This is a genomic window from Paraburkholderia sediminicola, from assembly GCF_046027825.1.
GTDB lineage: Bacteria > Pseudomonadota > Gammaproteobacteria > Burkholderiales > Burkholderiaceae > Paraburkholderia > Paraburkholderia sediminicola_D.
In genome coordinates this window covers 76944-103768 of sequence record NZ_JAQQDU010000019.1, presented here as the reverse complement: position 1 = coordinate 103768, position 26825 = coordinate 76944, and the positions used below count along the sequence as shown (strand labels likewise).

25 protein-coding genes and 1 pseudogene are annotated in these 26825 nt (G+C 59.4%); 13 read left to right on the top strand and 13 right to left on the bottom strand.

The window, feature by feature from the left end:
• Positions 1-27: 27 nt before the first annotated feature.
• Positions 28-1734: an SMP-30/gluconolactonase/LRE family protein gene (locus PQQ96_RS13355; RefSeq protein WP_408292305.1), complete on the bottom strand. Its 1707-nt coding sequence runs from the start codon at positions 1732-1734 to the stop codon at positions 28-30.
• Positions 1735-1858: 124 nt separating this feature from the next.
• Complete coding sequence (locus PQQ96_RS13350; RefSeq protein ID WP_408292303.1) at positions 1859-2170, bottom strand: hypothetical protein; 312 nt, start codon at positions 2168-2170, stop codon at positions 1859-1861.
• Here PQQ96_RS13350 and PQQ96_RS13345 point away from each other — a divergent pair.
• The gene (locus PQQ96_RS13345; protein WP_408292301.1) at positions 2160-3758 is read left to right on the top strand and encodes an SMP-30/gluconolactonase/LRE family protein; all 1599 of its coding nucleotides are present in this window, start codon (positions 2160-2162) and stop codon (positions 3756-3758) included. The genes PQQ96_RS13350 and PQQ96_RS13345 overlap by 11 nt on opposite strands.
• Before the next feature lie 172 nt (positions 3759-3930).
• Here PQQ96_RS13345 and PQQ96_RS13340 read toward each other — a convergent pair whose 3' ends face one another.
• Entirely contained in the window at positions 3931-4671 is a 741-nt protein-coding gene (locus PQQ96_RS13340) for a MarC family protein (protein WP_408292299.1), read from the bottom strand.
• 489 nt (positions 4672-5160) lie between these two features.
• On the opposite strand from PQQ96_RS13340, the gene PQQ96_RS13335 reads away from it, so the two are divergent.
• The 4 genes from PQQ96_RS13335 (at position 5161) to PQQ96_RS13320 (ending at position 7181) form a co-directional block, all read left to right on the top strand.
• Complete coding sequence (locus PQQ96_RS13335; protein ID WP_408292297.1) at positions 5161-5397, top strand: HdeA/HdeB family chaperone; 237 nt, start codon at positions 5161-5163, stop codon at positions 5395-5397.
• A gap of 186 nt (positions 5398-5583) precedes the next feature.
• Positions 5584-5982 (top strand): hypothetical protein, encoded by a 399-nt coding sequence (locus tag PQQ96_RS13330; protein WP_408292296.1) that lies wholly within the window; start codon positions 5584-5586, stop codon positions 5980-5982.
• A gap of 111 nt (positions 5983-6093) precedes the next feature.
• Positions 6094-6651, top strand: coding sequence for a glycine zipper family protein (locus PQQ96_RS13325; protein WP_408292294.1), 558 nt, complete (start codon positions 6094-6096; stop codon positions 6649-6651).
• A gap of 341 nt (positions 6652-6992) precedes the next feature.
• Entirely contained in the window at positions 6993-7181 is a 189-nt protein-coding gene (locus PQQ96_RS13320; RefSeq protein WP_408292292.1) for a hypothetical protein, read from the top strand.
• Positions 7182-7221: 40 nt separating this feature from the next.
• Here the strand turns inward: PQQ96_RS13320 and PQQ96_RS13315 are convergent, their stop codons facing one another.
• The 4 genes from PQQ96_RS13315 to PQQ96_RS13300 form a co-directional block, all read right to left on the bottom strand.
• The gene (locus PQQ96_RS13315; protein ID WP_408292290.1) at positions 7222-7896 is read right to left on the bottom strand and encodes a response regulator transcription factor; all 675 of its coding nucleotides are present in this window, start codon (positions 7894-7896) and stop codon (positions 7222-7224) included.
• Between the two features lie 245 nt (positions 7897-8141).
• A complete protein-coding gene (locus PQQ96_RS13310) occupies positions 8142-9455 on the bottom strand; it encodes an ATP-binding protein (RefSeq protein WP_408292288.1) in 1314 nt (437 codons plus the stop codon).
• Between the two features lie 204 nt (positions 9456-9659).
• Positions 9660-9929: a hypothetical protein gene (locus PQQ96_RS13305; RefSeq protein ID WP_408292287.1), complete on the bottom strand. Its 270-nt coding sequence runs from the start codon at positions 9927-9929 to the stop codon at positions 9660-9662.
• A 92-nt stretch (positions 9930-10021) separates the two neighbouring features.
• Positions 10022-10312, bottom strand: coding sequence for a hypothetical protein (locus PQQ96_RS13300; protein WP_408292285.1), 291 nt, complete (start codon positions 10310-10312; stop codon positions 10022-10024).
• Between the two features lie 315 nt (positions 10313-10627).
• Here PQQ96_RS13300 and PQQ96_RS13295 point away from each other — a divergent pair, with 315 nt between their 5' ends.
• Entirely contained in the window at positions 10628-10930 is a 303-nt protein-coding gene (locus PQQ96_RS13295; RefSeq protein WP_408292283.1) for a DUF3563 family protein, read from the top strand.
• Between the two features lie 83 nt (positions 10931-11013).
• On the opposite strand, the pseudogene PQQ96_RS13290 reads toward PQQ96_RS13295, so the two are convergent.
• Positions 11014-11629 (bottom strand): annotated as a pseudogene (locus tag PQQ96_RS13290) (IS3 family transposase); the annotation flags it as partial.
• A gap of 79 nt (positions 11630-11708) precedes the next feature.
• Between PQQ96_RS13290 and PQQ96_RS13285 the strand changes: the two are divergent.
• Positions 11709-12809: an IS110 family RNA-guided transposase gene (locus PQQ96_RS13285; protein WP_408292281.1), complete on the top strand. Its 1101-nt coding sequence runs from the start codon at positions 11709-11711 to the stop codon at positions 12807-12809.
• Positions 12810-13064: 255 nt separating this feature from the next.
• On the opposite strand, the gene PQQ96_RS13280 is transcribed toward PQQ96_RS13285, so the two are convergent.
• A complete protein-coding gene (locus PQQ96_RS13280) occupies positions 13065-13403 on the bottom strand; it encodes a transposase (RefSeq protein WP_408292279.1) in 339 nt (112 codons plus the stop codon).
• A gap of 476 nt (positions 13404-13879) precedes the next feature.
• On the opposite strand from PQQ96_RS13280, the gene PQQ96_RS13275 reads away from it, so the two are divergent.
• From PQQ96_RS13275 to PQQ96_RS13250, 6 genes are all read left to right on the top strand, one after another.
• Positions 13880-19996, top strand: a complete 6117-nt coding sequence (locus PQQ96_RS13275; protein ID WP_408292277.1) for a hypothetical protein — start codon at positions 13880-13882, stop codon at positions 19994-19996.
• A gap of 51 nt (positions 19997-20047) precedes the next feature.
• Positions 20048-20440, top strand: coding sequence for a hypothetical protein (locus PQQ96_RS13270; protein ID WP_408292275.1), 393 nt, complete (start codon positions 20048-20050; stop codon positions 20438-20440).
• Between the two features lie 281 nt (positions 20441-20721).
• A complete protein-coding gene (locus PQQ96_RS13265) occupies positions 20722-21138 on the top strand; it encodes a rhodanese-like domain-containing protein (protein ID WP_408292274.1) in 417 nt (138 codons plus the stop codon).
• Positions 21139-21189: 51 nt separating this feature from the next.
• Positions 21190-21747 (top strand): hypothetical protein, encoded by a 558-nt coding sequence (locus PQQ96_RS13260; RefSeq protein ID WP_408292273.1) that lies wholly within the window; start codon positions 21190-21192, stop codon positions 21745-21747.
• 365 nt (positions 21748-22112) lie between these two features.
• Positions 22113-22397, top strand: coding sequence for an HNH endonuclease (locus tag PQQ96_RS13255; RefSeq protein ID WP_408292271.1), 285 nt, complete (start codon positions 22113-22115; stop codon positions 22395-22397).
• 296 nt (positions 22398-22693) lie between these two features.
• Positions 22694-23095, top strand: a complete 402-nt coding sequence (locus PQQ96_RS13250; protein WP_408292269.1) for a hypothetical protein — start codon at positions 22694-22696, stop codon at positions 23093-23095.
• 2 nt (positions 23096-23097) lie between these two features.
• Here the strand turns inward: PQQ96_RS13250 and PQQ96_RS13245 are convergent, their stop codons facing one another.
• From PQQ96_RS13245 to PQQ96_RS13230, 4 genes are all read right to left on the bottom strand, one after another.
• Positions 23098-23775: a response regulator gene (locus PQQ96_RS13245; protein WP_408292267.1), complete on the bottom strand. Its 678-nt coding sequence runs from the start codon at positions 23773-23775 to the stop codon at positions 23098-23100.
• 405 nt (positions 23776-24180) lie between these two features.
• Positions 24181-24315, bottom strand: coding sequence for a hypothetical protein (locus tag PQQ96_RS13240; protein WP_408292265.1), 135 nt, complete (start codon positions 24313-24315; stop codon positions 24181-24183).
• A gap of 29 nt (positions 24316-24344) precedes the next feature.
• Entirely contained in the window at positions 24345-25472 is a 1128-nt protein-coding gene (locus PQQ96_RS13235; RefSeq protein WP_408292263.1) for a Rossmann-fold NAD(P)-binding domain-containing protein, read from the bottom strand.
• A 45-nt stretch (positions 25473-25517) separates the two neighbouring features.
• Positions 25518-26813: an ATP-grasp domain-containing protein gene (locus PQQ96_RS13230; RefSeq protein ID WP_408292261.1), complete on the bottom strand. Its 1296-nt coding sequence runs from the start codon at positions 26811-26813 to the stop codon at positions 25518-25520.
• Between the last annotated feature and the right edge of the window lie 12 nt (positions 26814-26825).

Sequence of the window (26825 nt, the reverse complement as noted above, 5' to 3'; positions counted from 1 at the left end):
AGGGAAAGGGAAAGGGAAAACGGAAGCTCAGCCCGCGAACGTCGCCTCGGGCAATCCGCGCACACCGGGAATTTCCATCGCGAACAGCGATCCCGACAGCGGCGCCTCGGCCAGCGCCTGCTCGCCAAGGCGCACGGAGGCGCTCGTGACATACAGCGTGTCGAGATTGGGGCCACCGAAACAGCAACTGGTCGGCCTCGGCACCGGCATGCGGATGCGCTGGATTTCGCGTCCGTCCGGCGCGTATCGGACAACGTGCCACGCGTCCCACATCGCGATCCAGATGCAACCTTCGTCGTCGACGGTCAGGCCGTCCGCGCGCCCCTCGGTGGGGGCAAATTCAATCAGCGTGCGCCGGTTCGCGATGGACCCCGACATCAGGTCGAAGTCATATTCGTACAGCGCGCGGCGGTGGGTGTCGACAAAGTACATGCGCGAGTCGTCAGGGCTCCAGCCGAGGCCGTTAGGCACCGTAAAGCCGGTGTCCATCTTGCGCCACGAGCCGTCCGCCTGGACGCGAAACAGGCTGCCGCGATTGAGCGCCGTCGCCATGTCCATCGACGCGATCCACAGGCGCCCGCGCCGGTCGCACTTGCCGTCGTTGAAGCGATTCGCGGGGCGCTCCGCTTCGGGATGGCACAACGGCGCCATGCGCCGCGTGGCGGGATCGAAGTTCATCAGGCCACCCGGCGTCGCGAGCAGCAGGCCGCCCGTGGCCTTGGGAATCGCGACGCTCGACATCGAGCCCAGCCGTACTTCCGAGCTCGAACCGTCCGCGGCATGGTACGTGTGGACGGAGGGCGTCAGGATATCGACCCAGTAAAGCGCGTTGTCGCGCGGCGACCAGATCGGGCCTTCGCCCAGCAGCGCCTGCGCTCGCGTGACACAGCGCACCTCCACGGTGGACGTCTGCTTCGGCTGTTCGCGCGGCGCGATCGACATTGCCGCGCCGGCAGCCGAATGAGAAATGCCGCGGGCCGCACCAATCAGAACCGGACTCAGGCCATGCAGACGCTCCGCCTTCAGGCGTGAAACGTCGCCCGTCACCGTGACCGCGCCGATCGGCCGGCCTTCATAGTCGAAGATCGGCGCCGCAACCGACACGCTTTGCGCGCTCCATTCGCCCTCTTCGAGCGCATAGCCCCGGGCCCGCGCCAGATCGAGGTCATCACGCAGCGCGGCCGTGGTAAGCAAGGTCCGGTCGGTGAAGCGCCGCATCTCGAGCCGCTCGATCAGCTTGGCCGATTGCGCCGGATCGAGATTGGCGACGATCGCCTTGCCCGCCGCCGTCGCATGGACTGGCAACGGCATCCCCACGCTCGACGTGCGCGCCATGTCGTGCGCCGCGTCGGCACTGGCGACGATCACTACTTCGTCGCCATTCAGAACCGCCAGTTGCACCGTCTCGCCCAGCGAGTCGCGCAGCGCGGCGAGCGTATCCTGCGCGGCCACGCGCAGGTCGAAATCGCTCCATACCTTGTGGGCCATTTCGAGTAGCCGCAAGCCAAGCTGAAACTTTTTGGTGTACGCGTCGTAGCGCAGCAGCCCCTCGTGGACGAGCGTCTGGGTGAGACGATGCAACGTGGACTTCGGCAACGCGGACGCGCGCTGCAGATCGGTGAAGCTCATGGGCGCGCGCTTCGCCGACACGATGTTCAGCAGCGCCAACGCCTTGTCGAGCACACCCAGGCCGGCGGAACCGGAGACTTCAGAGGCTGGCATGTCGTTGAGCATGGTCGAGAGCGTTGTGGCGACGGGAGAACACCGGCATTTGTTGGGAGCGCATGCTATCAGACTACTGGAAATGCCGGAATGTGACCGCCGACGGTGCTTCCGTTTAATGAAACAGATGTCGTTTTCAATCAGTTTTCCGGTCGATTGGTCGCGCAGAAGTTCCAATCAGTAGAACAGCTCCTGTGCATAATGGGCTTTCCGCGTACAATGCCAGCGCAGACCATTCCATTCGAAGCAGATCCGACACCTTGAACACCGTGAGAGAAAAACTGCCGGCCGCGCCCCGCTCGGCCACAACAGCGGCGCCGAAGCGGTCGGATGCCCCGGGATCCGACGTCGTTGCCGCCGACAAGAACGCGAGTGGAATCGGCGTGCTCGAGAAGGCAATGGCGCTGTTGAACATCGTGTCAAAAGCGCCAGCGCCGATGACATTCACCCAGCTCCTGCACGCGTGCGGTATGCCGCGCGCCACGCTGCACCGCATTCTCGCGACGTTGCAACGGGAAGGACTGCTCCAGCACGACGCCGGCGGCAAGACCTTTCGCCTCGGCCTGCGTTTTCTCGAACTGGCGCACGAGGTATGGAGCGACTTCGACTTGCGGGTTGCCGCCCAGGACGAACTCCTGCTGCTGCGCGATCAGATCGGCGAGTCCGTCCATCTGGTCGTACTCGAAGGCCATAGCGCCGTCGTGATCGCCGGAGAACAGGCGCGCCAGTCGGCGCGGCTCTCGCCGGGCGTCGGCGAACGTCTGCCGCTGCACGCGAGCGCGGTCGGCAAGGCGGTGATGGCCTGGCTGGACCCGAGCCAGCAACAACATCTGCTGGAATCGATCGGGCTGCCGTCGCTCGGTCCGCGCACCATTACGTCGATCGGCGCGCTGAAGAGCGAGCTCGATCTGACGCGTGCGCGTGGCTATGCGTTGGCGATCTGCGAGAGTTCGGCGGATACCGTGGCATTGGCGGCGCCAATCTTCGATTTCGAAGAGCGGCCCATCGGCGCGCTCGCGATCTCCGGCACGCTGACGGAACTGGACGAGACGCGCGCGCATAGTCTGTCGGCGACCGTCATCGGCGCCGCACGCAAGATTTCACACAACGCAGGTGGCCGCTCGATGTCGATCTCGGCGAAGGGACAACCGGAAACACAGTCGAACGCCGAGGTCCGCTGCGTCAGCCAGATTCCGTCGCTGCTTGGCGAAGGTCCGCTCTGGTCGCCGCGTGACGAGGCGCTCTACTGGGTCGACATCCTGACTCCCGCGATTCATCGCTTCGACGTGGCGACGGGCAAAGATACCGAAACGAAGCTCGGCTCGATGGTCAGCCTCGTCATTCCGAAGGCAACGGGCGGACTGCTGATTGCGACGCCCAACGGCTTGATGACGATAGATGACAGCGGCACGCTGACGCGGCTGTCCCACCCCGAGGCTGACCGGCCCGGCAATCGCTACAACGACGGCAAATGCGACCGCATGGGCCGCCTGTGGGTCGGCACGATGGACATGGGCGCGGCGCCGAACCGCGGCAACCTGTTCAAGGTCGACCCCGACGGCTCATGGATCAAGATGGACACCGGCTTCACGGTGGCGAACGGTCTCGGCTGGAGCCCGGACAATACGCGCATGTATTTCACCGATTCGCACCGTAAGCTCGTATTCCAGTACGACTTCGATTTCATCAACGGCACGATCGACAATCGCCGGCCGCTGATCTCGTTCGACGCGTCGGCAGGCTCGCCCGACGGTCTCACTGTCGATGCGGCAGGCTGCCTGTGGGTCGCCATGTGGGACGAGTGGTGCATCGCGCGCTTCGACCCGGAAGGCCGGGAGATGACGCGTGTCCGAATGCCGGTGCCGCGTCCGACCAGTTGCTGCTTCGGCGGCCCCAACCTCGACATCCTGTATGTCACGAGCGCGCGCGTACGGCTCGCACAAGATGTGCTCAAGAGCGCCCCGCTTTCGGGCTCGCTCTTTGCCGTTCAGATCCCTGGTGTACGCGGGATACCCGAGACCATTTTTGCGGGTTGAATCGAAACAGCCGACGAGTTTCTTGTCTCGCATCCAGTCGAGCACGATTGCGGCGATCAGGTCGATGTTATTGTCGGCGATCAATTCGAGCAATCCAGCGCGCCTGTCACGTCATTCACTTCCAGCGTGCAGTTGGTGAGGCGCGGCACGCGAAGCGAGCAGGTAGCACCATTCAGCGCAAGTGAATGCTCTCGAGCAATTGAGACACGCCCAGCCACAACAGTTGGACACCAATACAAAAGAGCACGAACGAAAAGAGGCGCATCGCGATCTGCGTGCCCACGTCCCCAAGCAGCTTTTCCAGACGCCCGGAGTAGCGCACGCAGAAGAAAATGCTCAGGCAAAGCAACACCAGCGCAACGCCTACACCCGCCAGATGGACTGGCTGCAATCCTGCGTGCGGCGAGCCCGTACCCAACGCGACCGCGACCGCGATCGATCCCGGCCCGACTGTAATGGGCAACGTCAGCGGATAGAACGCCTTGGCACGCAGCGACGCGGATCGATCGGGGGTTGGTTCGGGCGTGGAACTATCGTCGGAAGGCGCCTGCAATAAGTTCCAGCCAGCCATCGCAATGACGAATCCGCCTGCTACACGCAACACATCCTCCGAGATGCCGAAGAACGACAGCACATACGCGCCGACGGACAACGACGCGAGCAGAATCACGAAACCGTTAATCGCAATGCGGCGTGCGAGTTCCCCAAGGTCTTTGTCGCTGGCGCCCCGGACCATGCTTAATACGATTAGCGCAACCGCGGGAGGATTGATGATCGGAAAGAGCGTAGTGACGATCAGCAACACCGATTTAGAGAATTCGTTCAGCATCAATATGACATTAGACCGGTTGTACTTCAGTGTAGAAAGGTCGCTTTTGCGTTGCAGCGAAGGCCAGAGGACAGAACCGTCCATACTGCAATTTCCTGATCGCCCGGCGCTGGCCGTATGTCGTTCTCTAGCGGCTGGCCCGGCGCGCCGACCATCGCAAGCTCAGTGAGTAATATTCTTAATTTCCTCGTTACGCAGGCAAATCGCTGATCCACCGCTGATATTAGAGTCAGTAAATTAGCGCAGCGTTACAAGGTGATATCTGAAATCGCCGCCGTCAGCGACGCGGTCTGACCGAGAGGATTCATCCCGTTGTGTTGTATGTCGATAGACGAATCGTCGGGCATCTCTCCGGTTAACACTCGCCTAATTCTCAGGTTCTACGATACAGGGGACTACTGGCTTAGGTGTGCATCGCCAGTCTTCCACCTCTCTAGTCGCAACCATTGCGGCGAACCCGACCTTTTCACTTCATGGAGTGTTTGATGAAATCCGCCAAAATTCTCGTGGTTTTGCTTTGCTTAGCCGCTGCTCAAGCAGCTAGCGCATAGGAAAAAGATAAGCCCCGCGAAAATGACCTGTGCAGACTATGTTGCAGTCGACGAAGCGTATCGACCGGCCTTGATTTACTGGGTTGCCGGCGTCGACAAGCTCGGCGTCAAGGAAACCGACACACTGGTAGTCGATACGGCTCCCCCCGTAGGAGAGACCGTCGCGCAAGCATGCATCCTGGACCCGCACGCCTCGTTCGTGTCGAAAGTCAAATCCATGATCAAAACAAAGAAACTTTCGCTGTTCGAGCATTCATAAGCGTTCTCGCGGCGATCACGATCGACGGAATGCGTGCCGGTATGCCGGGCTAGCTGACTCCACCCTCTGACCACGCGTCCTAACCCACGCGTGGCGTATCTGTAATTCTGATCTAATTTTCGACTGGCATTCTGCGCACCATGCCTGATTGCCCGATATTTTCTGTCTGCCAAAAAGAGGATGGTTATGAAGCCTGGATGGACTACTGTGTTGATTGCAATAAGCACCAGCATTGCGATTTCCGGATGCGCCACGCCTGTCGAACGAGCCAACGAGAAAAATGACCTGCTGGCGGCCGCGGGCTTTCATATCGTTCCCGCGACGACCGATCAGCAACGCGTGCAGCTGGAGACGCTGCCACCGAATCGCGTCGTCCAGAAGGTGAAGAACGGAAAGGTTGTCTTTTTATACGCAGACCCGTATGCATGCGGCTGCCTCTATATTGGCGACGAAAATGCGTGGGATAGCTACAAGCGGGAACAGCTCCAGCAAAACCTGATAACCCAGGAACGCATGAACGCAGAAATGAATGAAAATTCGGCATGGAACTGGAGCATGTGGGGCCCGGGATGGTGGGCGTATTGACGAGCAACCATTCGAATGTCGCCGCACCATGAATACTCCTAGCATCAAACTAATTTCGCGCTAATTGTTCGCGTTCATGATGGCCTCATCAAATCGGAGGACATGAACATCATGAAGCTCTTCAAAATCACACGCATCGCATTGCCCTTCTGCGTGATCGCCACTGCGCTCACCGGCTGCGCCGTCATTCCTCCGACTGGCCCGTCTGTCGTCGCATTGCCACCAAATGGCAAACCGATGGCAGCGTTCCAGCAGGAAGACTACGCATGCCGGGACTACGCATTCCGCTCGGACCAAGGCGCCACACCAGCCGATGGCGCCATACCGAACGGCGTAGGCAGCAGTGCGATCGGAACCGTGGGAGGAGCGGCCGCTGGGGCGCTGTTCGGCGCCGCAGCAGGCAACGCCGGCATCGGTGCGGCGATCGGTGCGGGCGCGGGGCTGCTTCTCGGCAGTGCCGTCGGTGCAAACGGCGCTCAAGCCAGTTCAGCCACCCTGCAGGCGCGATACGACGCTGCCTACGCGCAATGCATGGCCTCAAAGGGCAACAGTATTTCGCAACCCGCCGTCTATACCACGGCTCCGGTCTACGCTCCGCCTCCCGCCGCGTACGCACCGGGCCCCGTCGTTTACGGTTACCCGCAACGCTTCGGCTACTGGTCTTATTGAGTGAGAAAAAAAACTAGCACTTGGCCACATCATGACCACGAACACATCCGCAAGCATGTCCGCGCCTACCGATGAACGTCTCAACACGTTGAGTGAGATTGCCCATGATTGTTTCGGCGTCGAGACATTTCCTTCTGATCAAACAGAGGCACGATATGTCGTCTGCGCCGAAAGCATCGCGCGCGCGTTGGAAAGCGCGTATGACATCGGACTGATCGCCGGTTACCGATTGACTCGGGCCATCCAGGCACGATGATGCTAATTCTCACCTCATTTCCTTCAGCGAATATAGGTCATGCGAATCAACGATTCGCCCCAACTGATCGAAATGGAGGTCCATTATGTTCTCACTCATCAACCCTCGCGCACGTTCAAGTGGCAACGGTACCGAGCTGCTTTCCACCGGTCAGGTTGCGACGCAGCCCGCATCCTTAAGTACAGGCGATGAGAGCAATGAAGTCGCAGAACGGGCAGCAACCTACGAGGAATTACTTCCGTACCTGATGCTTGCGATGGCCGCCGCTATCTGACGTCAGGCTATCGTCACGGAACCGAAATGAGGAAACGACCTCAAGCCTTGGCGGAGCCACCCAGCATGACGGTCCAGCCGAGGCCTCGCACATTGTGGATGACCGACTGCCCGAACTTCTTGCGCACCGAATGAATCAGCACGTCGATCGCATTGCTCTCCACTTCCTTACCCCAGCCGTATAGGCGGTCTTCCAGCTGAGCGCGCGAGAAGATCGTGCCGGGGCGTTCGAGAAGCGCCAGCATCAGCGCGAATTCACGCGCTGATAGCACCGACGTCACGCCATTGCAGCACAGCGTGCGCTTGTCGAGGTCGAGATTGAGGGAATCGTCGCCGAGGCGCGAAACCGCATAGCCCGCCTTGCGGCGCAACACCGCGCGAATGCGGGCAAGCAGTTCGGGAACATCGAAGGGTTTGAGGACGTAGTCGTCGGCGCCGATGTCGAGCCCTTGTACTCGCGCCTCCAGATCGTCGCGCGCGGTCAGGATCAGCACCGGCACCTTGTTACCGGTCGCTCGCGAGGTTTTCAGCAAGTCAATTCCGCTCATGCCCGGCAAGCCGAGATCCAGCAGCACAACCGTGTATTCAGCGGCCGCGATCGCCGCACTGCCGGCGTTGCCGTCGCGTACCCAATCGACGCTGTAGTCCGCGTCCTGCAACGCACGCAGCAGGCTTTGTCCAATCTGCAGGTCGTCTTCAACCAGTAGAACTCGCATGATGTCGTTTCCACAGCAACGAATAGTGTCGTTGGCCGCGGCGCAAGGAACGGAAAACGGGGTGCGATTCCCAGCCGGAGCCCGCCCGTGCAGTCGCTACGCGGGCACGGGTCAGATCGCATCATAACTGACGTGCGCCTGTGGCGGCCACCGCGCACATCGCCGTGTCAAAGCCTGAGGGAGTGTGCTTTCACGGCTTCAGGTTAAACGCGGCGAACTGGAAACGAATGGGTTAGTTGACACGCCTAAGAGGCTGACGGAAATCCGATCGACGCGACGATCCCCGACGGGCCGTCACGACGATTGCGAAGACTCGCCGCGCCGCCATATTTGCTCGCGATCGCCTTGACGATCGACAGTCCGAGGCCGCTACCCTCGATCTGCGTATTCGCTCGAAAGAAGCGGTCGAACACCCGTGGCAGCAGTTCTTCCGCAATGCCGGGCCCGGTGTCGGTCACGTCGATCCATACCATGTCGTCGCGCACCCGTACGCTCAGATCGACCTTGCCGCCGTCCGGCGTGTAGCGGATCGCGTTGCCGACCAGATTGCGCACGGCAATGCCGACATCGGCTTCGACTGCGTGGACAAACGCGCGGGTCATTTCGTCAGCGCCGATGTCGATGCCGTGCTTCATCGCGATCGGCAACACTTCGGCCACTGCGTTGACGACCACGGCAGGCACGTCGACGCGCGTCAGCGCATCGGCTTGCAGAGCCGCATCGGCACGCGCGAGCCTGAGCAGTTGCGCGATCAGACCGCCACTGCGTGCGATGCCGCTGCGCAGTTCGCGAAAGCGCTCTCGGTTGCCGGGCACAATAAGCGGCTGCAGATTGTCCGCCTGCAATTGAAGCGCGGTGAGCGGCGTGCGCAGTTCGTGCGCGGCGTCGGAAATAAACTTTCGTTCCGACTCGATCGATTGTGCGAGCCGATCGATCATCAGATTGATCGAGTCGATGAAAGGACGTATTTCGATCGGCACGCCCGCCGTCGACAATTGCTGAAAATGACTGACGTCGATCCTCTGCACTTGCGCACCCAAACGATTCAACTTGCGCAACGAGCGGCGCACGACAAGCAGCACGGCAATCCACACCAGCGGCACGAGTACGATCATCGGCCAAAGCGTATTGACTGCACTTTCTTGCGCAAGCTCGCGCCGCACCGCCGAGCGTTGTGCGACCTGAATCACCCTCGACGGCTCACGCAGCGTGTAGATGCGCCACTCCTCGCCGCCAACGGCTGCCGTCACGAAACCCGCCGGCGCCTCGCGCGGCAGCGCCAGGGACGGTTCGGTCGACCGGTAAGGCGTGACCTGATCGTCCTTCCAGATCGTAATGACAATGTCGCGTTCCGGTTGCGAGCCGCGCGCGGGAATGGTGGGCAGCGAATCCGCGAAACCTCCGCGCATACGGCCAGCGACCTGTTCGAGCCGAAGATCGAGCAGCGCGCTCATGCCCGCTTTCGACAACTGATACGAACTGACGCCCTGCACCACGCCGACGATGCTGACCAGCACGCAAAGCGCGAGGACAAGCTGGTTTCGTAGAGACTTGATCATAGAGACGCAGAAAAAGTGTTTCGTCCAACGAGTGATTCGTGGACGCCGGAACACCCAGGGCAACGCGAGAGACGGCTGAGACAGGCTTTTTTGTGACGCGATTCTACACCTTCGACCAGGCGCTTTCTGGCGTCGAAACGACGCCACGGACTTCACTATAAAGAAGAAGAATTAGCGAAGAATGAGGTGCCGTCTGGACGTGAGTCAGCGGGTCGCCGCTTCGGCTGCGGCCTGCATTTCGTAGCGCGCCTCCCGCATCAACTGGATCGCACGTCCAGCGTGGCCGCCCATGTCGTACTCGTTCGCACGTTGCGCGTCGCGCATCCGTTCGATAGCTTGCTGCGCGTTGAAATCGGCGGCTTCGATGTTCGGATGACGACTCATGAAATAGCCGTCGTCGGCAACTGCACAGCCCGAGATAAGGGAAAGCGCGATGGCGGTTGCAGCAACCATCGTCAACTGTCTTTGCTTCATGATGCATGCTCCATTGAGGGGATGAACGTCCCGTGTTCGGGCAGGTCGCCTGCCCGTGGCGATTGATTCAGCGGTTGGCTCAGGCGCCTGCACTAGCGCCAGTAGCCGTATCCATATCCGTGGTGCCGGTACCACCAGCGCGGGGGCCCGTAATAACCAACGACCACGGTCGGGGCATACGCGGGAGGTGGCGGCGCGTAATACACCGGCGCAGGCGGCGGGGCATAGACCGGCACCGGCGCGACGGGCACCGCGGCCACTATCGGCGTCACCGGCATCGCCGGCACCTCAATGCCGACACCGACGAACACATGCGCCTGGGCAACACTCATGAGGCCGATGCTTAATGCGGCGGCGACTACCGCCTGGCGAATCCCTTTCATGTTTTTCTCCTTGACCTCCGGCGCAACGAATTGGCTGCATCGGTTGACGTGCATTCTGGTCGTTGAGTGTTAGGAAAGAATGAGCGGCTGTGGTTGTATGAAACAGGCGCTGAATCACAACGTGTTTCATTCGCAGAGTGCCGCGCACGCACCTCATTTCCGCCTAATTCACGGCGCCTACGATTCGTTCGTCAATGCACAGGTTCGAGTTCGAACCGCCAGTCAGACGCGAAAAACGCGTTTGGCACGCACCGGACTGAAGCGACGATGCGGACCGCCGGCCCGACATGCGTCGCGCCACTCAAGGAGCGCATCATGTTTGCCGCATTTTCTAAAGCACTGGGGTCGTTGTTCTCGCCTGCACACTACGACGAACGCGAAGCGTATCTGGCGTCATCGTCTGATCTCGTGGATCTCGAACGCCGCATGCGTCATCTCGATCGTGGCGACTATCCGTTCAGTCTGCATTCGCAGCGTTATGCCGCGCGACAAAGAACTGTGAACGATCAACGGACAAACTCCGTGGCCGATATCCGCGGCCCTCAATTCGCGTGTTGCGAATCCCGTCAGTCAACGTCGGCTAAACAAACTTGCGTTGGAAAGCCTCATCAGGAATAAACTGCCGTGCAAAGCCGTCGGACGTCGAGCGAAATCTGCGCTCTTGTGTCTGAGGTCGGTCGTCAATAGTGGAGAGCAATGGGTTAAGCCGCGAGTCGCGTTTTATAAAATCGCTGCATGAAGGCAGCAGGCGACAGATAGTCAAGGCGCGCCTGCTTGCGTTGCCGGTTGTAGAAGATCTCGATGTATTCGGTGATGACCTGGCGGGCCTCGGCGCGTGTCGTGAATCGGCGGTGATGCACGAGTTCGGTTTTAAGCGAGCCCCAGAAGCTTTCCATCGGTGCGTTGTCGTGGCAAATCGTGCTTCGAATCCGTCGTGTTTCTGAACTTGCGCTTCTGCTTGCAACGCAGCCCCAGCTTGGTGCGAATGCGCCTAATGCGGTGAAGGCCAACGGACACACCGTGATCAAGCAGATCCGCCTGCAATCGCTCGCGCCCATACGTTTGCCGAGTTCGTTCGTGCTTCGCTGCAATCTCGATTTCAAGGCGCGCGTTCTCTCGCGCGTTCTCTCGCGCACGCGGCGAGTCACGCGGCGAGTCACGCGGCGAGTCGAGCCGTCGGCGCCAAGCGTAGTAACTGCTGGACCCTACCTCAAACACCCGGCACAGCACGGAAATCGGGTAATCTTGCCGCATCATTTCGATAGGGTCACATCTCACCGCGACTCCTTCGCGAAATAGACCGTCGCTTTTTTTAAGACATGATGGCCATACGCTAAATGCTGGGTTGGCGTTCGTTCGATAATCGGACGACCTTCACTGAACGGCGGAGACGGTCATGGATGAGGTCAAGTTTTACGTCGGGCTCGATGTGCATAAAGACTCGATCGCAATTGCATTCGCCCGGGCGCACGCGAGGGACGACCCCCAATTTGTCGGGACGACCCGTTACAGCATGATTTCGCTGACGAAAGCACTTTCGAAACTGGGCAAGCCATCGGAGCTCAGTGTCTGTCACGAAGCGGGGCCATGTGGATACGGGCTTGTGCGGGCATTGCGAGAGCAAGGCTACCGATGTGATGTGATCGCACCATCGCGGGTTGCCCGGCGGCCGGCCGACAGAATCAAGACCGATCGTCGCGACGCATTACTGCTCGCAAGACTCCATCGGGCCGGTGAACTGGTGCCCGTTGCAATTCCTGAGCCTCCGGACGAAGCCATCCGCGACCTGGTGAGAGCTCGCGAGGATGCAGTGAACGACCAGCGCAGAGTGCGGCAGAGGTTGAAATCCTTCCTCCTCCGTCATGGTCATGCTTATACCGGCACGCGCTGGGGACCGAAGCATGAACTCTTCCTCTCAAAGATAAAATTCGAGAATTCCGCCCAGCATATTGTCTTCACCGAGTACCGGCTGGCGGTGCGGTTTGCCACAGAACTCGTTGAGCGCCTTACGCAGTCGCTGCGCACCCATGCCGAAACCTGGCGGTGGTTGCCGATGGTGAAAGGCCTGATGACCCTGCGCAGTATCGACTTCGTCTCAGCACTTACCATCGTCGCCGAACTGGGCGACTTGCGCCGCTTTCCGCATCCACGCGAATTCATGAGCTACCTGGGACTTGTGCCGTCAGAACACTCCAGCGGAAACTCGAAGCAACGAGGCAGGCTGACCAAAACGGGTAACACACACGTGCGCAGGATACTTGTCGAGGCAGCATGGAATTACCGGTTGCCGGCGAGAATAGGTGAATCTCTGCAGCCCAGGCTGGAAGGGCAACCTCGGCAAATCATCGACATCGCATGGAAGGCGCAGCTTCGGCTCTGCCACAGATTCCGTCGCCTTCGGGCACGAGGCCTACATCAGAACAAAACGTGTGCGGCGATCGCTCGTGAACTATGCGGATTCATCTGGGACATCGGAACGCGACTGCAGCCAGCCTGAACGTTTCAGAAATTTTATACACGCCATTTCATTTAAGGAATTGCTATCGCAAGATCTCTATCTTCCACCTGATCGGTAACGCGGCACCGGGCGCGATGTGGGGAATCCTCGAGATTTTTTTGTGAGCACGCAACTGCGTGATCTCCGTTTTTAAGAGCGAGGCAGCCCCGTGACGGAAAGATGAAATGCGGTAATCAGCCCGCGGATATGAGCTTGATCCATCGTCGACAAACAGCCCGTGTACCGCGTTACCAATCAGGTCGGATACGTTGACATTTGAGATCGCGGCAGCGAGGGGGACACTCGTTCTGCTTGCAAAAACAGGCCATATGAAATATCGCGTTCCATCGTGACCGTCGCCAGCTCGCGCTTGACCCGCGCCAATTCCGCCTCCAACTCGCTCTGCGGCTTTTGCGTCTCGCCTACCTTCGTTAGCGTCCCTTTACGCTCGGCAACGACCCAAGCGCCAAGTGTTTTAACCGACAAAGATAATCGGCCCGCAACTTCTCGCTGTGACAGTCCACCGACAAGAACGAGCTTCACCGCCTGCTCGCGAAACTCCTTCGTGTAGCGGCCTTTCGGTCCTCGATTCATTTGATCTCCATTTCGCTCATTCTACGAAACATTGATCTCCACTTTCTTCAGCCTATCTCAATATCTTGACGGCCTTCGTACGCGTGACCAGCATGCGCTCTCAAGGTTTTCACGAAACGAAAACCGTATGGCGATCCACATGCTTTTACGCCTGGTTCACTTCGAGACAAGATATCTGCGAGAACATCCGATCCCCGGCGCCGAACTGATCGAGAGCTGACTTCCGGGTCATACGCGCCACTTATAGCGGTATCGGGAGACAGTATTTTTCCTAAGGATCGAATTCGCGCAGACTCCGGTCCGTGGCATCAGAAGGACGACATGTCGTTGTCCGGTGTGTGCAGCGGGAGAGATTGAATGGCGAAGTTGATCTACCGGGTGGTGTCCGCGTGCGGCGCGCTGGGCTACGGACTTCCACGGGAATCGTTGCAAAAGGCCAGGCCTGGATCATCGAACTGTGCCCGGAGGGTCTTCTCATGACCAGGCACACTCGTCTTAAACGTTCGGCGCCCGTCGCGCTCAGCAGTCTCAAGCGCCGCCCGCTCTATCAAGTCCTGGCGTTGTGGGGTGCCGCCGTGACATGCGGAAGCGCTTCGCTGGCAGGCAATGTAGCTGTAGCGGCTCTGCAGGTCACCGAGAATCTGCCGGCGCCCAACCAACCTGCGGTCATCGCGATCAGTACGGGCACGCCGGGGCCCTATGGAAGCGGTCAGCAGGGAGGCAACGGGAGCGATGGCAGTATCGGACTTGCCGCCCCGGATATTCTTCCATCGATTCTGTTCAGCAGCGTGGGCGGTGCGGGCGGCACCGGCCAGGATGGCGGCGACCCCACCGGCAACGGCGGCGCGGGTGGCAACGCGGGGGCGTTGGTACTGATCCTCGGCGCGGGTAGCGGGGTCAACAGCGTACTCGCCGGTCCGGCGGCCGTATGGCTCAGCAGTACCGGCGGTAACGGCGGCACGGCCGGCAAAATGGCTAGCTCGTCGGGTTATCCCGGCCAGCCCGGTGCTGGCGGCAATTCTCAAAGCATCAATTTCAGCCAGTATGGTTCGGTCATCAGCACCAATGGCTGGAATGGCAGCACGCCGGGTACCACGGCCATCCTGCTGACCGCCAATGGCGGCAACGCGGCCCAACCGTTGGGCAGTGATGGCGCGGATGGCGCCGGCCAGGTCACCGGCGCCAACGGCAGCATGGGTGGTTTGGGTGGGGATATCGCCTACTCTCTCTATCAGGGCGATGTCATATCCAAGGGCTCCGCCATCGTGGTGAGCAGCCAGGGCGGCAACGGCGGCGATGGCACGATGGCGAATTCCGATATTGGCGAAGGCAAGGGCGGCAACGGCGGCCAGGGGGGCGAGGCCGGACAAATGCTGCTGGTGATCGGCCAAGGCGGCAGCAGCGCGCCCAACATCGTCGCCACCGGCGCTCCCACCGCAGCGGCGGGAGCTTCCGTGCCGATCGACGCCAACGGCGACACCGTGCAAGCCGCCGTCATGGCGGCAGGCATTCAAGCGCAGAGTCTGGGCGGCTTGGGTGGCTTGGGCGGTGAAGGTGATGGCACCGTCGCTAAAGGGGGCGCAGGTGGTGCTGCCGGCGCCGGCAACAGCCTCAATATCGCCCTGAACAACGCCAACATCAGTACCACGGGATTCGCTGCGGCGGGCGTGCTCGCGCAGAGCATTGGTGGCGCGGGCGGCAATGGCGGCGGTGCAGGCGGCATGTTCTTTTCGGGGGGCGGTAACGGTTCGCCGGGCGGAGCGAGCGGTGCCGTCACCATCACCATGGGCAATGCGTCCACTACCTGGCCTAGCGACCTGATCTCTACCACGGGCGATGACTCCATGGGCGTGGTGGCGCAAAGCATTGGCGGCGGTGGTGGTGCCGGTGGTTCGGTGCAGACAGGGTCGCTGTTAGCCGGCATCACTATCGGCGGCAACGGCGAAACCGGTGGTGCGGCCGGCACGGTCACCTTGAACAACGGTGCCCTGGCTTCGATCAATAATCCAGTGGAAGCGGGCTTCATCGTGGCCACGCAGGGTGAACGTTCGAGCGGCCTGGTGGCGCAGAGCATCGGCGGCGGCGGTGGTACGGGTGGTTCGGCCAGCAACACCGTCCTCGGTCCCTTCAGCCTTACCATCGGCGGCAGCGGCGGCGATGGCGGCAGTGCGGGCACGCCCGGTACCACGCAGGTCAGCGTATTGAATCAGGGCATCGTCAGCACGGCGGGCAATCACGCCAAGGGTGTCGTGGCACAAGCGGTGGGCGGTGGCGGCGGTGACGGTGGTTCGGCCCAGTCGCTTAGCGTGAGCAGCCAGCTCAATGTCAGTGTCGCCGTGGGCGGCAACGGTGGCAAGGGCGGCACTGCGGGCGACGTCATCGCGACCAACAACGGCGAGATCCTGACCTCCGGTAGCGATGCGTGGGGATTGCTTGCGCAGAGTGTGGCCGGTGGTGGAGGCAATGGCGGGTCAAGTATCTCCGATGCGTTCCAGTTACCCAGCGCGCCGGATGCTCCGACGCTCGTTGTCAATTACTCCGTTGGAGGCAGCGGCGGCGACGGGTCTGCGGCCGGGAATGTCTATGCGTACAACAACGCCGTCATTATGACGGCTGGCGCCACCGCGCATGGACTTATGGCCCAAAGCATTGGTGGCGGTGGCGGCAATGGCGGCGACTCAAGTGCGTTCACGGTGGCGGTCGGTAATGGGACCAAGGCAGACGTATCGATCGCCGTGGGCGGAAAGGCCGGCGATGGCGGTACGGGAGGCAACGTTACCGTCGATAACAGCAGCAACTCACTTATATGGACGCTCGGTGACAGCGCCGATGGCATCTTCGCTCAAAGCGTGGGCGGTGGTGGTGGTTCGGGTGGCGTGTCGAAAAACACCGATGAGTTCCTGGGGAGTAGCAAGCCAGCGAGCGGCTCTCTGACCGTGAATCTGGGTGGCAACGGCGGTGTCGGCACCACGGGTGGCAACGTCACCGTCACCAATGAAGGCAACATTCTCACCATGGGCGACAGCTCCAACGGCATTTTCGCGCAAAGCATTGGCGGCGGTGGCGGAGTGGCGACGGGTGGAACATCAAAGAGCGCGGTTGGCGATAACACCGAGACGGTAACGACCAGTGGATCCGGTAATGGATCGGGCACAGGTGGCGCGGTGTCCGCCACCAACAACGCTACCGTCGTCACCTACGGCGGCGATGCGGCGGGCATGCTAGTCCAATCGGTGGGCGGTGGCGGCGGCAAGGCGGGAACGGGAAGCACGGCGGGCCTGCCCGAAGCGAACGTGTCACTGTCCGATTACCTCGCTTCCAGCAGCGCATTAAAGAACGTGGTGGCCAACTATGCGGGCGTCAATGCCTTTGGTCCGGCAGGCTGGACGCTAACCAGCCTGCAACAGATGGAAAGCTGGGCGCAGGATTACCTGGCCTATGCGGCCGCTCATCCCGCTGATACGGCGCCCGATGGTTCGGGTGGCACGGTAAGCCTGCAAACCTTTCTGGGAAGCAGCGCCAATGGTCCAAACCCCGGGGCGTATTCCAATGCGGGTGACGGCGGCATCGTGAGCGCCACCAACAACTTCACGCTACAGACGTTTGGACCCGCATCACCGGGCATCGTCGCGCAAAGTATTGGTGGGGGGGGGGGTGAAAACGGTGCAACCATGGTGACGCAGTACCAGACCGACGCCAAAGGTCTCAGTTCAACGGCCAGCATCACGTCGGGCAGCCTGGCCAACAATTCGGGTAACGGTGGCAACGTCACGGTCACCAACACCGGCAACATCGCAACGGGAGGAGATGCCTCATTCGGCATTCTCGCCCAGAGCGTCGGTGCAGGCGGCGGTCAGACGACAGTGACAGCCGCCAACTATGCATCGTCCAGCGGGGTCCCCATCACGATCATGCTGGGCAGTGAATACGGTGCGTATGGGGAAGGAGGCGCAGTGACCGTCAACAATACGCAAGGGTCGGGCAGTGCCACAATTAACACTTCCGGCAACGATGCTGTGGGTATCGTCGCGCAGAGCATCGGCGCGGGCGGTGGCGATGCCGTGATTATGCAATCTGCGGCGTCGAGCGGAGGCTATGCCGCTGGCGTGACCAATCCGCTAGTGGACAGCAGCGGTAGCGAGAATGCGGTGACAATCGGCGGCAATCTGTCCACCGCCGGGAAATGGACGCTCACCTGTCCGGAACACGGCCACTTGTTCGCGGTGTGCGGCGACGGCGGCGCTGTAACAGTCAACACGTCGGGTAATAACACTATCGGTACTTCAGGGCGTAATGCGCATGGCATTCTGGCGCAAAGCATCGGCGGTGGCGGCGGGTGGATTGTGGGCCTTACCGAAGCGAGTAGCCCCTTCAATAAGCCGAACCTCGTCGGCGATGGTGGCAACATCGCGCTGACGTTAGGCGGCGATATCGGCACCAGTGGCGCGGGCGCTTACGGGGTGCTCGCGCAGTCGGTGGGCGGCGGTGGCGTGCTGGGTGGTGACCTGGCGCTTGCGACCACACCGGCAAGCTTTGCCCACGATTTCTTCAACGGCGACGACAACACCCGCTGGGGTAATGGCGGGAACATCGACATCGCCAATAGCGGAACGATTGTGACATCGGGCGCCAATGCGCACGGCATTTTTGCGCAGAGCGTCGGCGGCGGTGGCGGACTTTACGCCACCACCGGCGGGCTCTTAATGGGCACCACGGGCGGCCAGGGCAACGCGGGATCCATCGAGATCAGCAACAGCGGCACCATCACGGCCTCGGGCCAAGGCTCAAGCGCCATCTACGTCAATTCGCAGGGCAACAACAACACGTCGCTTGTCACCATCAATAACAATGGCGTGATCACTGGCAACATTTCCGCACCGGCCATCATGCTTACCGGTGGCAACAAGAACGGCGATGGCCTTGTGACCAACGCGGGCACCATCCGGGTGGCCAATGGCACCGCCATTTCCGCGCCCGACGGCTTTGCGGTCGTGAACAACGATGCTGCCGGCGTGATCTATGGCAACGTCAATATCGGCGCCAACAACGGGATGCTCACCAACGATGGCTACTGGGGCACCAATGACAACAGCACCGTCGAGAATGTGTACAACTACGGCACGTTGAAAATCTACGGTGCCAACAACAACGCGATGGGGAACACCAACCTGAATGGTTTCCTCACCAGCTCGGGCCTCATTGAGGCCACTGTCGACTTCTACAACAACCATGCTTCGGTACTCAACGTTACCCAGGGCGCCAACCTGGAAAACGGCACCACGATCCTCGTCCAGCCGGTTACCTTGACGCCGAACAACGCCGTAACCATCATGACATCCCCCGGCGGCAGCAACTTCATTTCGATTCCCAACTACATCGGCGTTACCGATCCGGGCGGCAATTTCATCTTCGGCTATGGTGTGACGCACACGACGTCCAACTCCCTCGGTGTAGTACCTCTCACCTCGCAGTTCGCCGCGCAGCAGCAGGCCTTTGCGCCAAGCAATGCAAACCTCTCGGCGATCGCGAGCAATCTGGATGCCGCATTCTACGGTCACAACGTCAGCGCTTCATTGGCGAGTACCTATGCCAGCTTCGCGACCATCAACAACGGCCCGGCCTACATCAACGCGTTGAACAATCTATCGAGCGAAAGCACGCAGGCGGCATCCGTGGCGACCCTTACGGCCAGTGCCGCTTTCGTCGAGCGCATGAATAGCTGTCCGCTCTTCGAGGAAGGTGCACAATTCGCGCGCGAGCACGACTGTGTATGGAGCCGCGTGATCGGCAGCGATGGCGATCGCGATGCTTCAGGCGACAGCGTGGGCTACCACCAGAGCGGCCAGGTGTTCCAGCTTGGCGGGCAAAAAGAAGTCGCGCCCGACTGGTTCGTGGGTGGCTCGGCGTCATCGGACAACACCAGCATCAATACGAACACGGTGTCGGATTCGGTCGACGGCCACGGCTGGACGGTGGGTCTAGTCGCCAAGCACCAGATGGGCGACTGGCTGGTATCGGCAGCGCTCGATGCCGGCAAGATGTCGTACGACTCCGAGCGCGACGTACAGATCCCGGGGCTGAGCGGCATCGCACACGCATCCTTCGACGAAGTGCACTTTGGATTGCACTCGCGCATCAGCAGGCAGGTCGTGTTCAAGGACTGGTACCTGAAGCCGTATATCGACCTGCACATGTCGCATGTCGAATCGGGCGGCTACACCGAACAAGGCGCAGGGGCACTGGATCTCAAGGCGGCATCCTCCCGCGCCAACGTATTCGGCGCGTCGCCGATGCTGGAGGCAGGCACCAAATTCGAGTTCACCAATGGCATGACATTACAAGTCTATGGTGGCCTCGGCGCCACGTTCTACAACCAGAGCAATCTGGGCACGAACATGCAGTTTGCGGACAGTGCGCCGAACGCGGGCTGGTTTCACATTACCAGCGACGTGCCGCAGGATCGTCTCAAGAGCACGGCCGGACTGGACCTCAAGGCGGGCGCTAACCTGGACATTCGCCTGGAATACAGTGGCGAATTTGCCAAACACTTCCAGTCGAACGCTGGCGCAGTGAAGGTCAGCTATCGGTTCTAGTGGCCAATCGACCTGCCTGATTTTGTGCGCCGAGAGGTTGTCGGCAATGACATGAATCTCTTTACCGCGGGGCTGGTTGGCGACGAGGGGTTTTGTCGCAGTAAGGCGCGGTGGATGATGAAATTCGATTGCCATGTATTGCTTATTAAACGAGCGAGTAAAACTGCTGCGCGGCGGACAGTGGGATTTTTTCCAAACGAATACGCTGACGCCATCTTCGCCAGTACAGTTTCGAGCGGCGATCGTAGTTACGACAGCGATGCGTCCTTGCGCGGCCGCAAGGACGCATCGCATAAACAGGGGCGCGGGATAGGCGGAAACATCAAAATCGTGGGCACGCCCGAACAGGTCGTGGAGCAACTGGTCGCGTTAAAGCAGGCGGGAATCGACGGCGTGCAACTCGGATTTTTCGATTTCCTGCCCGATTTCGTTCATTTCGGATGAGCGGATTTTTCCTTTAATGAGGCAGGCTGGATTGCGCGTTTGATGAACGCGTTTCCTGGCGCAATCTGCGAGGGCGGTGCGCATCCGCTCATCGAAGGATCAGCAATAACGATCCATCAATCGCTTCGTTGAGCCTGAAGGCCTCAGGCTCGTACGCTATGTCTAGTCTCAGGCACTCGCAGGAACGGGACTGCGCCATATTGCGGACCATTCGACGTGATTGCATTTGGGTTCAGCGTCATCGCATCGTTTAAGATTACTTGACATATGAATTTCACTCCATGAGTATCCGACACATTCATCGCGCGACACCGCAGACCTGGTTGACCGAAAGCGGCCTTGGCAGCGGCAACGAACTCGCCCTGCTCGACCTGAGGTCAATCGAAGACTTTCCGAAAGGACATCCTTTATTTGCTACGAATCCGCCCGCCAAAAATCTGGCGCGGGACGCGCAGCGTTTTGTACCTAGAAAATCGGTTCGACTCGTTCTTGTTGACGGTGGTGACGATGCTGCGCTAAAGGGCGCGGAGGAATTGGAGAAGCCTGACTATATAGACTTCAACGTCTTAAAGGGAGGCATTCCCGCCTGGACCGAAGACGGTCTTAACGGTCTGCCCACCTTCGATATTCCCGGAATCATTTTTTCGAAAAGCGTGCGTGATCTTCGCGGCACACCGCCTATCGAGGCATCGATCTGAAAGAGCTATACGACGCCAAAGAAGACGTCATCGTGATCGACACGCGGACCCGTGACGAATTCGCTCGAGCTCACGGGCACCCCGCTCGACGGCATTGCCCGCGAGGAAAAGCCGCACGCAATCAACGCGCTCGCGGGCGCGCTGAATCTCGACATGACCCGGTGCTGGACGCCGACCCGTGCCACGTATTGCAATCACGTCAGCAAGGCGCGCATCGCGGAAGTCGTGTCTGCCGCCGTGTCCCGAAAGGTCGCCGCCGACCTCGGCAAGATGAATAAGCCCGACGCCGCTGCCACCGCCGAACTGCGTCTCGCAAAGGCCGCCTGGCCCCCGGAAATCCTCACCGATCGCGAAATCCCGGCATTACCTTCATGGGATATCCACGACGATGAAGACGAAGACGACGCGGACCCCGGGAAGGGCGCAGGCGAGACGCAAGACAGCGAGGATGGCGACGCCGAACCTGATGCAGACAACGGCAGCGAGCACGTCAACAACACGCCTCGCAATGCAGACGCGTCCCCCGACACGCGCAGTGAACAGTCTAAGTGGCCTTTCCCGACTGCTGCCAGCGTGAGCACCGCGCAGGCTGACCGGCGCATCGCGTAAGCCCGACCTGTTGCCCTGGAAACAGGTCAAGGTAGACGGCGGCCCCTTCAAGGCACTAATGAAAGGTACCGAGTTCCATCGCACCCTCAGCGTACCTGTGATGGCATACTTCCTTCGGCAAATTGGAAGCGACCACGGTATCGACGCGAAACGATGCGCACTCAACGCATACATGGCAAACATCGAACACTACGAGCGAGATGTGTTGCGCTGGACCGGACACCCGACCACACTGCATGAAGCTAGGAGCTTGCACGCAAGCGAGGTAACCAGCCTAGCAATCACCGTTGTTTATCCCGATGATGTCCCCAAAGGCACCGCCCTATTAACCGAACGAGCCGTTTCCCAGGTACAGGTCAATCAATATGAGCGCAACCCCGAGGCCCGTACAATCGCAATCCAGCATCGGAAGTGCCAGTGCTATGTCTGTGGCTTCGACTTCGAACCCCAGTACCGAGAGCTTGGGCGAGGCTTTATTCACCGTCCACCACATCGTGGAAATCTCGTCGATAGGTTCCGAATACAAAATTGATCCTATCAATGATCTCAGGCCGGTCTGCCCCAATTGTCACGTCATGTTGCACACACGAAGACCGGCAATTCCAGTGGACGAACTGAAAATCCATCTTGAAAACCGACACTCGAGTTAAATAGAACGCCTGACCACTGGCACCTTGCACAGTTACCTCGTCTGCCTCTGGCAATCGCCCGCCATTCACCAGCGTGCATGGGCTGACAGTCAAACGGCAAGTCCGTAGCCGACAGCGGACGTTCGCCGCGTCGACTCCCCATCGGGTGATTGGCCGGAGGGGCAGTTGGAGCCTTCCTGCCACGACCGGCGACGAGTGTCCCTCTGCCGAGCTCGTCCAAAGCGTTTGGTTGGCACTCTCGTCCCGCATATTCCAATAAGATTGGCCTTATCAGTCAGACACAGAGTGTCGTCGCTATGTCGAAGTCATCCGCATCTACGAACCGTCCGATTTTCACCAGCATTGAGCACGAGGTCATCATCCTGTACGCCGTGTGGGACATGATTGACGAGATGGTCAATTTCAATATGTTCGAAAAGTTTGCGAATCCCGAGGGCTGGTACCGCCACATCACGCTGGCGTTGCTTGCGCACGCGGTGCTTGCTGCCCTGAGGGCACAGGATAAAACAGCTGAAGGTTCGCTGCCCTTCAGCGTACAAGAGATCCGCAGACCACTGTGCCGTCTGATATGGCGAACATTGCACTCGATCGAACATGTGATGTCGTTGTCAATGTGGCGGCGCCGACATCAGTACCGGGCCCAGCTGCGTCATTACCGACGATTTGGCGGCGTGCCTCCCACATATCTACAGCTGTAGTACTAAGTGGTCCCAGTTTCGTCTGCGCGCATGACCGTCCAGCCGAGGCCACGTATGTTGCGAATCAAGGATTGGCCGAATTTCTTGCGCATGGAATGGATCAGCACGTCGATTGCGTTGCTCTCCACTTCCCTACCCCAGCCGTATATCCGCTCTTCAAGCTGGCCTCGCGATAAAATTGCACCCGGTCTCTCCATAAACGTGTGCATGAGGGCGAATTCACGCGCGGAGAGCGCCGAAGCGACTCCTTTGCAGCACAAGGTGCGCCGCTCAAGATCGAGTTGGAGCGACTCGTCTCCTATGCGCGAGGTCGCGTAGCCCGCCCTGCGCCGCAACACTGCACGCAAGCGTGCAAGAAGTTCGTGAACATCGAAGGGCTTGAGCAGGCAATCATCGGCACCGGTATCCAGCGTGCACACTCGTGTCTCCAGATCGTCCCGCGCAGTGAGAATAAGCACTGGCACGCAGTTGCCCGCCGCACGCAGTTCTCTTAGCAGATCGATGCCTCCGACGCCCGGTAAGCCGAGATCGAGCAGCACGACGGTGTAACTTGCCGCGTCGATGGCAAGTCTGCCGGCATTGCCGTCCCGCACCCAATCGACGCTGTAATGTGCGTTTATCAGCGCGCGACGCAGGCCTTTCCCGATCTGTAAATCGTCTTCCACCAGTAAAACTCGCATAACTCTCCATCCTTTGAAAAGCGCTCGTTCCACTTCACGCATGCTATTGCGTCATGAAATCCATTCTATTTACTCGCATGCCTAATTTATGGATGAGCTTTCTATCACCCGAAACTCACGCCCGCGATTATCGTGTCGCTTACGTGCGGGCAGACTCCGGATCGCATCAGGATATAGGGCCGTCCCGACACGACTGAAGCAGTGTGCGCGCTTTTCAAAAATGGGAAAAATACTGTCTCACGATGCCGGTATAAGTCGCATGTATAGCCCGTTTCGGCCCAGCCCCCCACCGGCGCGGCGCCGGGAGAGATTGATCCCTACTCTCCAGCTCGTTTGCAAACCGGCTTACCGCTCAAACAAAAGCGGCTTGCATCATAGCGAGCCGGTCGTGTTCTTGCGCAGACCCTAAAAGGGTTGAGATGTCCGCACGCGGTCCGTCATCCATCGGCGGCCGGCATCGATGATCCACGCGGCGCCGACTTCGAGCGCAATAATGACAAAAAGCAGCACAACGGCCGCCATAATTTTGATGATGATCACGATTACGCTCAAATAGCGGTGTAAATGTTTCAAACCATCCCGTTCCGGCAGAACGCACTGTGGCCGCGACTTGATTGAACACTTCCCAGCGCCGCACGGCATGCCAGATTGAACGAATCGACAACCCGCTCAAACGGCGACGCATCATGCACGCCCCCAGCGAGAAGAAAATAACAGAGATACGGAAAAATCTGCTCACTGAGAATTTGACTGCATTCCACCGGCAACATAGCGGTGATGTTATCTATCGCCATGATGTCGATGCCATCTGGCGTTCGAAACACCGGTTTCTCAAAGTCAGTCGGCGTCGAATAAATCGGGATCGGATTGCCGGGATGCGTAGGCTCGCAGCTCACATCTCCAATCAGCTTGATTCGAGTCCGCGCATCGATCATGTCCTTCGATAGAAATATCGGCGTATCCTTCGATAGCTTAATGCAATTAAACACGATATCGTACTCGTGCAGCAACTCTCTTCGCCGGATATTTTCGTGGGTAATCTTCAGTGATCGATCGTATCCGAGCCCAAGCTCATCGAGCAGATGTGTCACCCCGCTGCCCGACTTTCCCCGATGACCAATGACCAGGATCCTGGGGATCGAGACATGCGCGGCGAGAAGTGACCTCGAATACGCGCTGAGGTCTGCACAACTGGCGAACTGATTCGGAATGCGATATGACTCGGTGCGTTCACAATGTTTCTGCTTCCAGATGTCCAGACATGCCGTTGCGGCACACATTCCCGCCAGGTATCCGGCGCCGCCGGTAACGAGCTGTGCGCCTGATGAGTCCTTGATCTGTTCAAGATCATAAAGAAAGCCGCCCCCTCTCTCGAATCGCTCGAGCAGTTCGACTGATCCCCCTTGTCCCTCGTAGGCATGTGCGAAGTAGAAGTGCCGATGTCTCAGCGGAAAGGATCCTTCCGGAAGCTCCTTTAGCCCCAGAATCAAAGTGTCGCGATCGGCGAATCTCCAGCTTCCCTTCTCGAGCAGAATGCAGCCTTGCTCGCGATATGCCGAGTCGCTGAAAATGCGGTCCTCCGACGCCTCCACGCACACACGGTAGCCATTTCTGACGAGTATCCCCGCGTGAACCGGAATCAATGGAGTTCGCCGTTCGTTCAACTTGGTTTCAGAACGTAGCCACAGGGTTTCCATGTTTGCGCTCCAGAAAGTAACGATGACCTTAGTCAATCAGAATGCCTAACGTCCTGACATCGTGGATTCTTCCCGGACAGGCTCTTCAATCAGGTCCGCAAAGAAGCGTCTTTCAAACTCGCGGAACCTGAGGTAGTCCCGGCAAAGCTCCTCGCGACCTTCCGCCAGGAACATTGCATACCCAGGGTGACCAAGCGAATACTTGGTCCTCTCGAGTTTCCCGCCAGCTTGGATAGTCAGTTTGATACTCATCAAACTTGGAATTTCGAAGAATCCATCCACATCTATATCGGATTTTATCGAGCCCGTTACGTCAGCGGACATGTAAACGAAGCGCGCAAATCTGGACGGGGCGGCTGAGTAGAGTGCTGTCCTGCTTGCAAAAAGCTGGGGGGCAATCACACTGTCCGCAAGAACAGAGACCTGGCTGTATCCGTTGCACTCTTCGACAACCGCGAAGTCGATGCCACCGGCCAGTCTCGCATGCGTTTCGATCAGACGCGGGCCGCGATGGGTCAACATCACTTCGGAATGGGCTGGACCGTTCCGTATCTGCAACGCGTCGAGCACTTTCTCAACGTAGCTCGATACAGCGGCAAATTCCGGTGACGCGCGACTCACGGAATCCGAATACTCGTCAATCAGGAAGGTATCCTCGTGGTGGTTCACGTCGTGCCAGACGTCCGTAATGAAATGCCTTCCCTCTACCGAGACCGTGTTGGCAACATAGTGTTGCCCCTCAAGGCATTCCTGGATCACGTATTCGTCGTTCGTTTGCCCCGTGCAGTTGATCTTGTTGATATTCTTTTCGAAGACGCCAACAATTTCGTTCTCGTTCTCGCAGACTCCCACACCGTCAGAATAGCCGCCAAGGCTTGGCTTCATCACTACGCGTGCAAACTCGCTGCTGCGATACCACGAGACGATTTCATCTATCCTGCTGGACGCGAATTGTTCGGAACAGGGAACGCCCTCGTGTCTGAGGGCTTCGATCATGTGATATTTGTGCCGATGATATCTCCAGCTTCCCGCTGGATTTCTCGGCACGTTGAAATATTGCGCGATCTTGTTCGCAGCCACGACGCCGGTATCGCCTGCCGCGAGCACAGCTTTCACCCTGTATCGATTCAACTTGATGACGAGCTCGGCGATGGCCCAGTCGTCGTCGGAGGGAATCCTGAACTCCGTCTTAAAGCAGGTGGAAGTGCCGGGATTCTTGCGCGACAGGTTGCCAACATCGACGTGGATGCATTGATAGCCGCGTCCCTGCAGCGTTGGGGCGATGTAGTAACCGTCAGAATCTGCGCCAACGATAATAACTGCTTGCCTTTGCTGTTTCATGTTATGTGCTCA

What these genes read in the sequence shown, in the direction of transcription:
- PQQ96_RS13355 (WP_408292305.1), bottom strand. Translation starts at nt 1,734, where the DNA reads ATGCTCAACGACATGCCAGCCTCTGAAGTCTCCGGTTCCGCCGGCCTG.
- PQQ96_RS13345 (WP_408292301.1), top strand. Translation starts at nt 2,160, where the DNA reads ATGACATTCACCCAGCTCCTGCACGCGTGCGGTATGCCGCGCGCCACG.
- PQQ96_RS13340 (WP_408292299.1), bottom strand. Translation starts at nt 4,671, where the DNA reads ATGGACGGTTCTGTCCTCTGGCCTTCGCTGCAACGCAAAAGCGACCTT.
- PQQ96_RS13335 (WP_408292297.1), top strand. Translation starts at nt 5,161, where the DNA reads ATGACCTGTGCAGACTATGTTGCAGTCGACGAAGCGTATCGACCGGCC.
- PQQ96_RS13330 (WP_408292296.1), top strand. Translation starts at nt 5,584, where the DNA reads ATGAAGCCTGGATGGACTACTGTGTTGATTGCAATAAGCACCAGCATT.
- PQQ96_RS13325 (WP_408292294.1), top strand. Translation starts at nt 6,094, where the DNA reads ATGAAGCTCTTCAAAATCACACGCATCGCATTGCCCTTCTGCGTGATC.
- PQQ96_RS13320 (WP_408292292.1), top strand. Translation starts at nt 6,993, where the DNA reads ATGTTCTCACTCATCAACCCTCGCGCACGTTCAAGTGGCAACGGTACC.
- PQQ96_RS13315 (WP_408292290.1), bottom strand. Translation starts at nt 7,896, where the DNA reads ATGCGAGTTCTACTGGTTGAAGACGACCTGCAGATTGGACAAAGCCTG.
- PQQ96_RS13310 (WP_408292288.1), bottom strand. Translation starts at nt 9,455, where the DNA reads ATGATCAAGTCTCTACGAAACCAGCTTGTCCTCGCGCTTTGCGTGCTG.
- PQQ96_RS13305 (WP_408292287.1), bottom strand. Translation starts at nt 9,929, where the DNA reads ATGAAGCAAAGACAGTTGACGATGGTTGCTGCAACCGCCATCGCGCTT.
- PQQ96_RS13300 (WP_408292285.1), bottom strand. Translation starts at nt 10,312, where the DNA reads ATGAAAGGGATTCGCCAGGCGGTAGTCGCCGCCGCATTAAGCATCGGC.
- PQQ96_RS13295 (WP_408292283.1), top strand. Translation starts at nt 10,628, where the DNA reads ATGTTTGCCGCATTTTCTAAAGCACTGGGGTCGTTGTTCTCGCCTGCA.
- PQQ96_RS13285 (WP_408292281.1), top strand. Translation starts at nt 11,709, where the DNA reads ATGGATGAGGTCAAGTTTTACGTCGGGCTCGATGTGCATAAAGACTCG.
- PQQ96_RS13280 (WP_408292279.1), bottom strand. Translation starts at nt 13,403, where the DNA reads ATGAATCGAGGACCGAAAGGCCGCTACACGAAGGAGTTTCGCGAGCAG.
- PQQ96_RS13275 (WP_408292277.1), top strand. Translation starts at nt 13,880, where the DNA reads ATGACCAGGCACACTCGTCTTAAACGTTCGGCGCCCGTCGCGCTCAGC.
- PQQ96_RS13270 (WP_408292275.1), top strand. Translation starts at nt 20,048, where the DNA reads ATGAATCTCTTTACCGCGGGGCTGGTTGGCGACGAGGGGTTTTGTCGC.
- PQQ96_RS13265 (WP_408292274.1), top strand. Translation starts at nt 20,722, where the DNA reads ATGAGTATCCGACACATTCATCGCGCGACACCGCAGACCTGGTTGACC.
- PQQ96_RS13255 (WP_408292271.1), top strand. Translation starts at nt 22,113, where the DNA reads ATGAGCGCAACCCCGAGGCCCGTACAATCGCAATCCAGCATCGGAAGT.
- PQQ96_RS13250 (WP_408292269.1), top strand. Translation starts at nt 22,694, where the DNA reads ATGTCGAAGTCATCCGCATCTACGAACCGTCCGATTTTCACCAGCATT.
- PQQ96_RS13245 (WP_408292267.1), bottom strand. Translation starts at nt 23,775, where the DNA reads ATGCGAGTTTTACTGGTGGAAGACGATTTACAGATCGGGAAAGGCCTG.
- PQQ96_RS13235 (WP_408292263.1), bottom strand. Translation starts at nt 25,472, where the DNA reads ATGGAAACCCTGTGGCTACGTTCTGAAACCAAGTTGAACGAACGGCGA.
- PQQ96_RS13230 (WP_408292261.1), bottom strand. Translation starts at nt 26,813, where the DNA reads ATGAAACAGCAAAGGCAAGCAGTTATTATCGTTGGCGCAGATTCTGAC.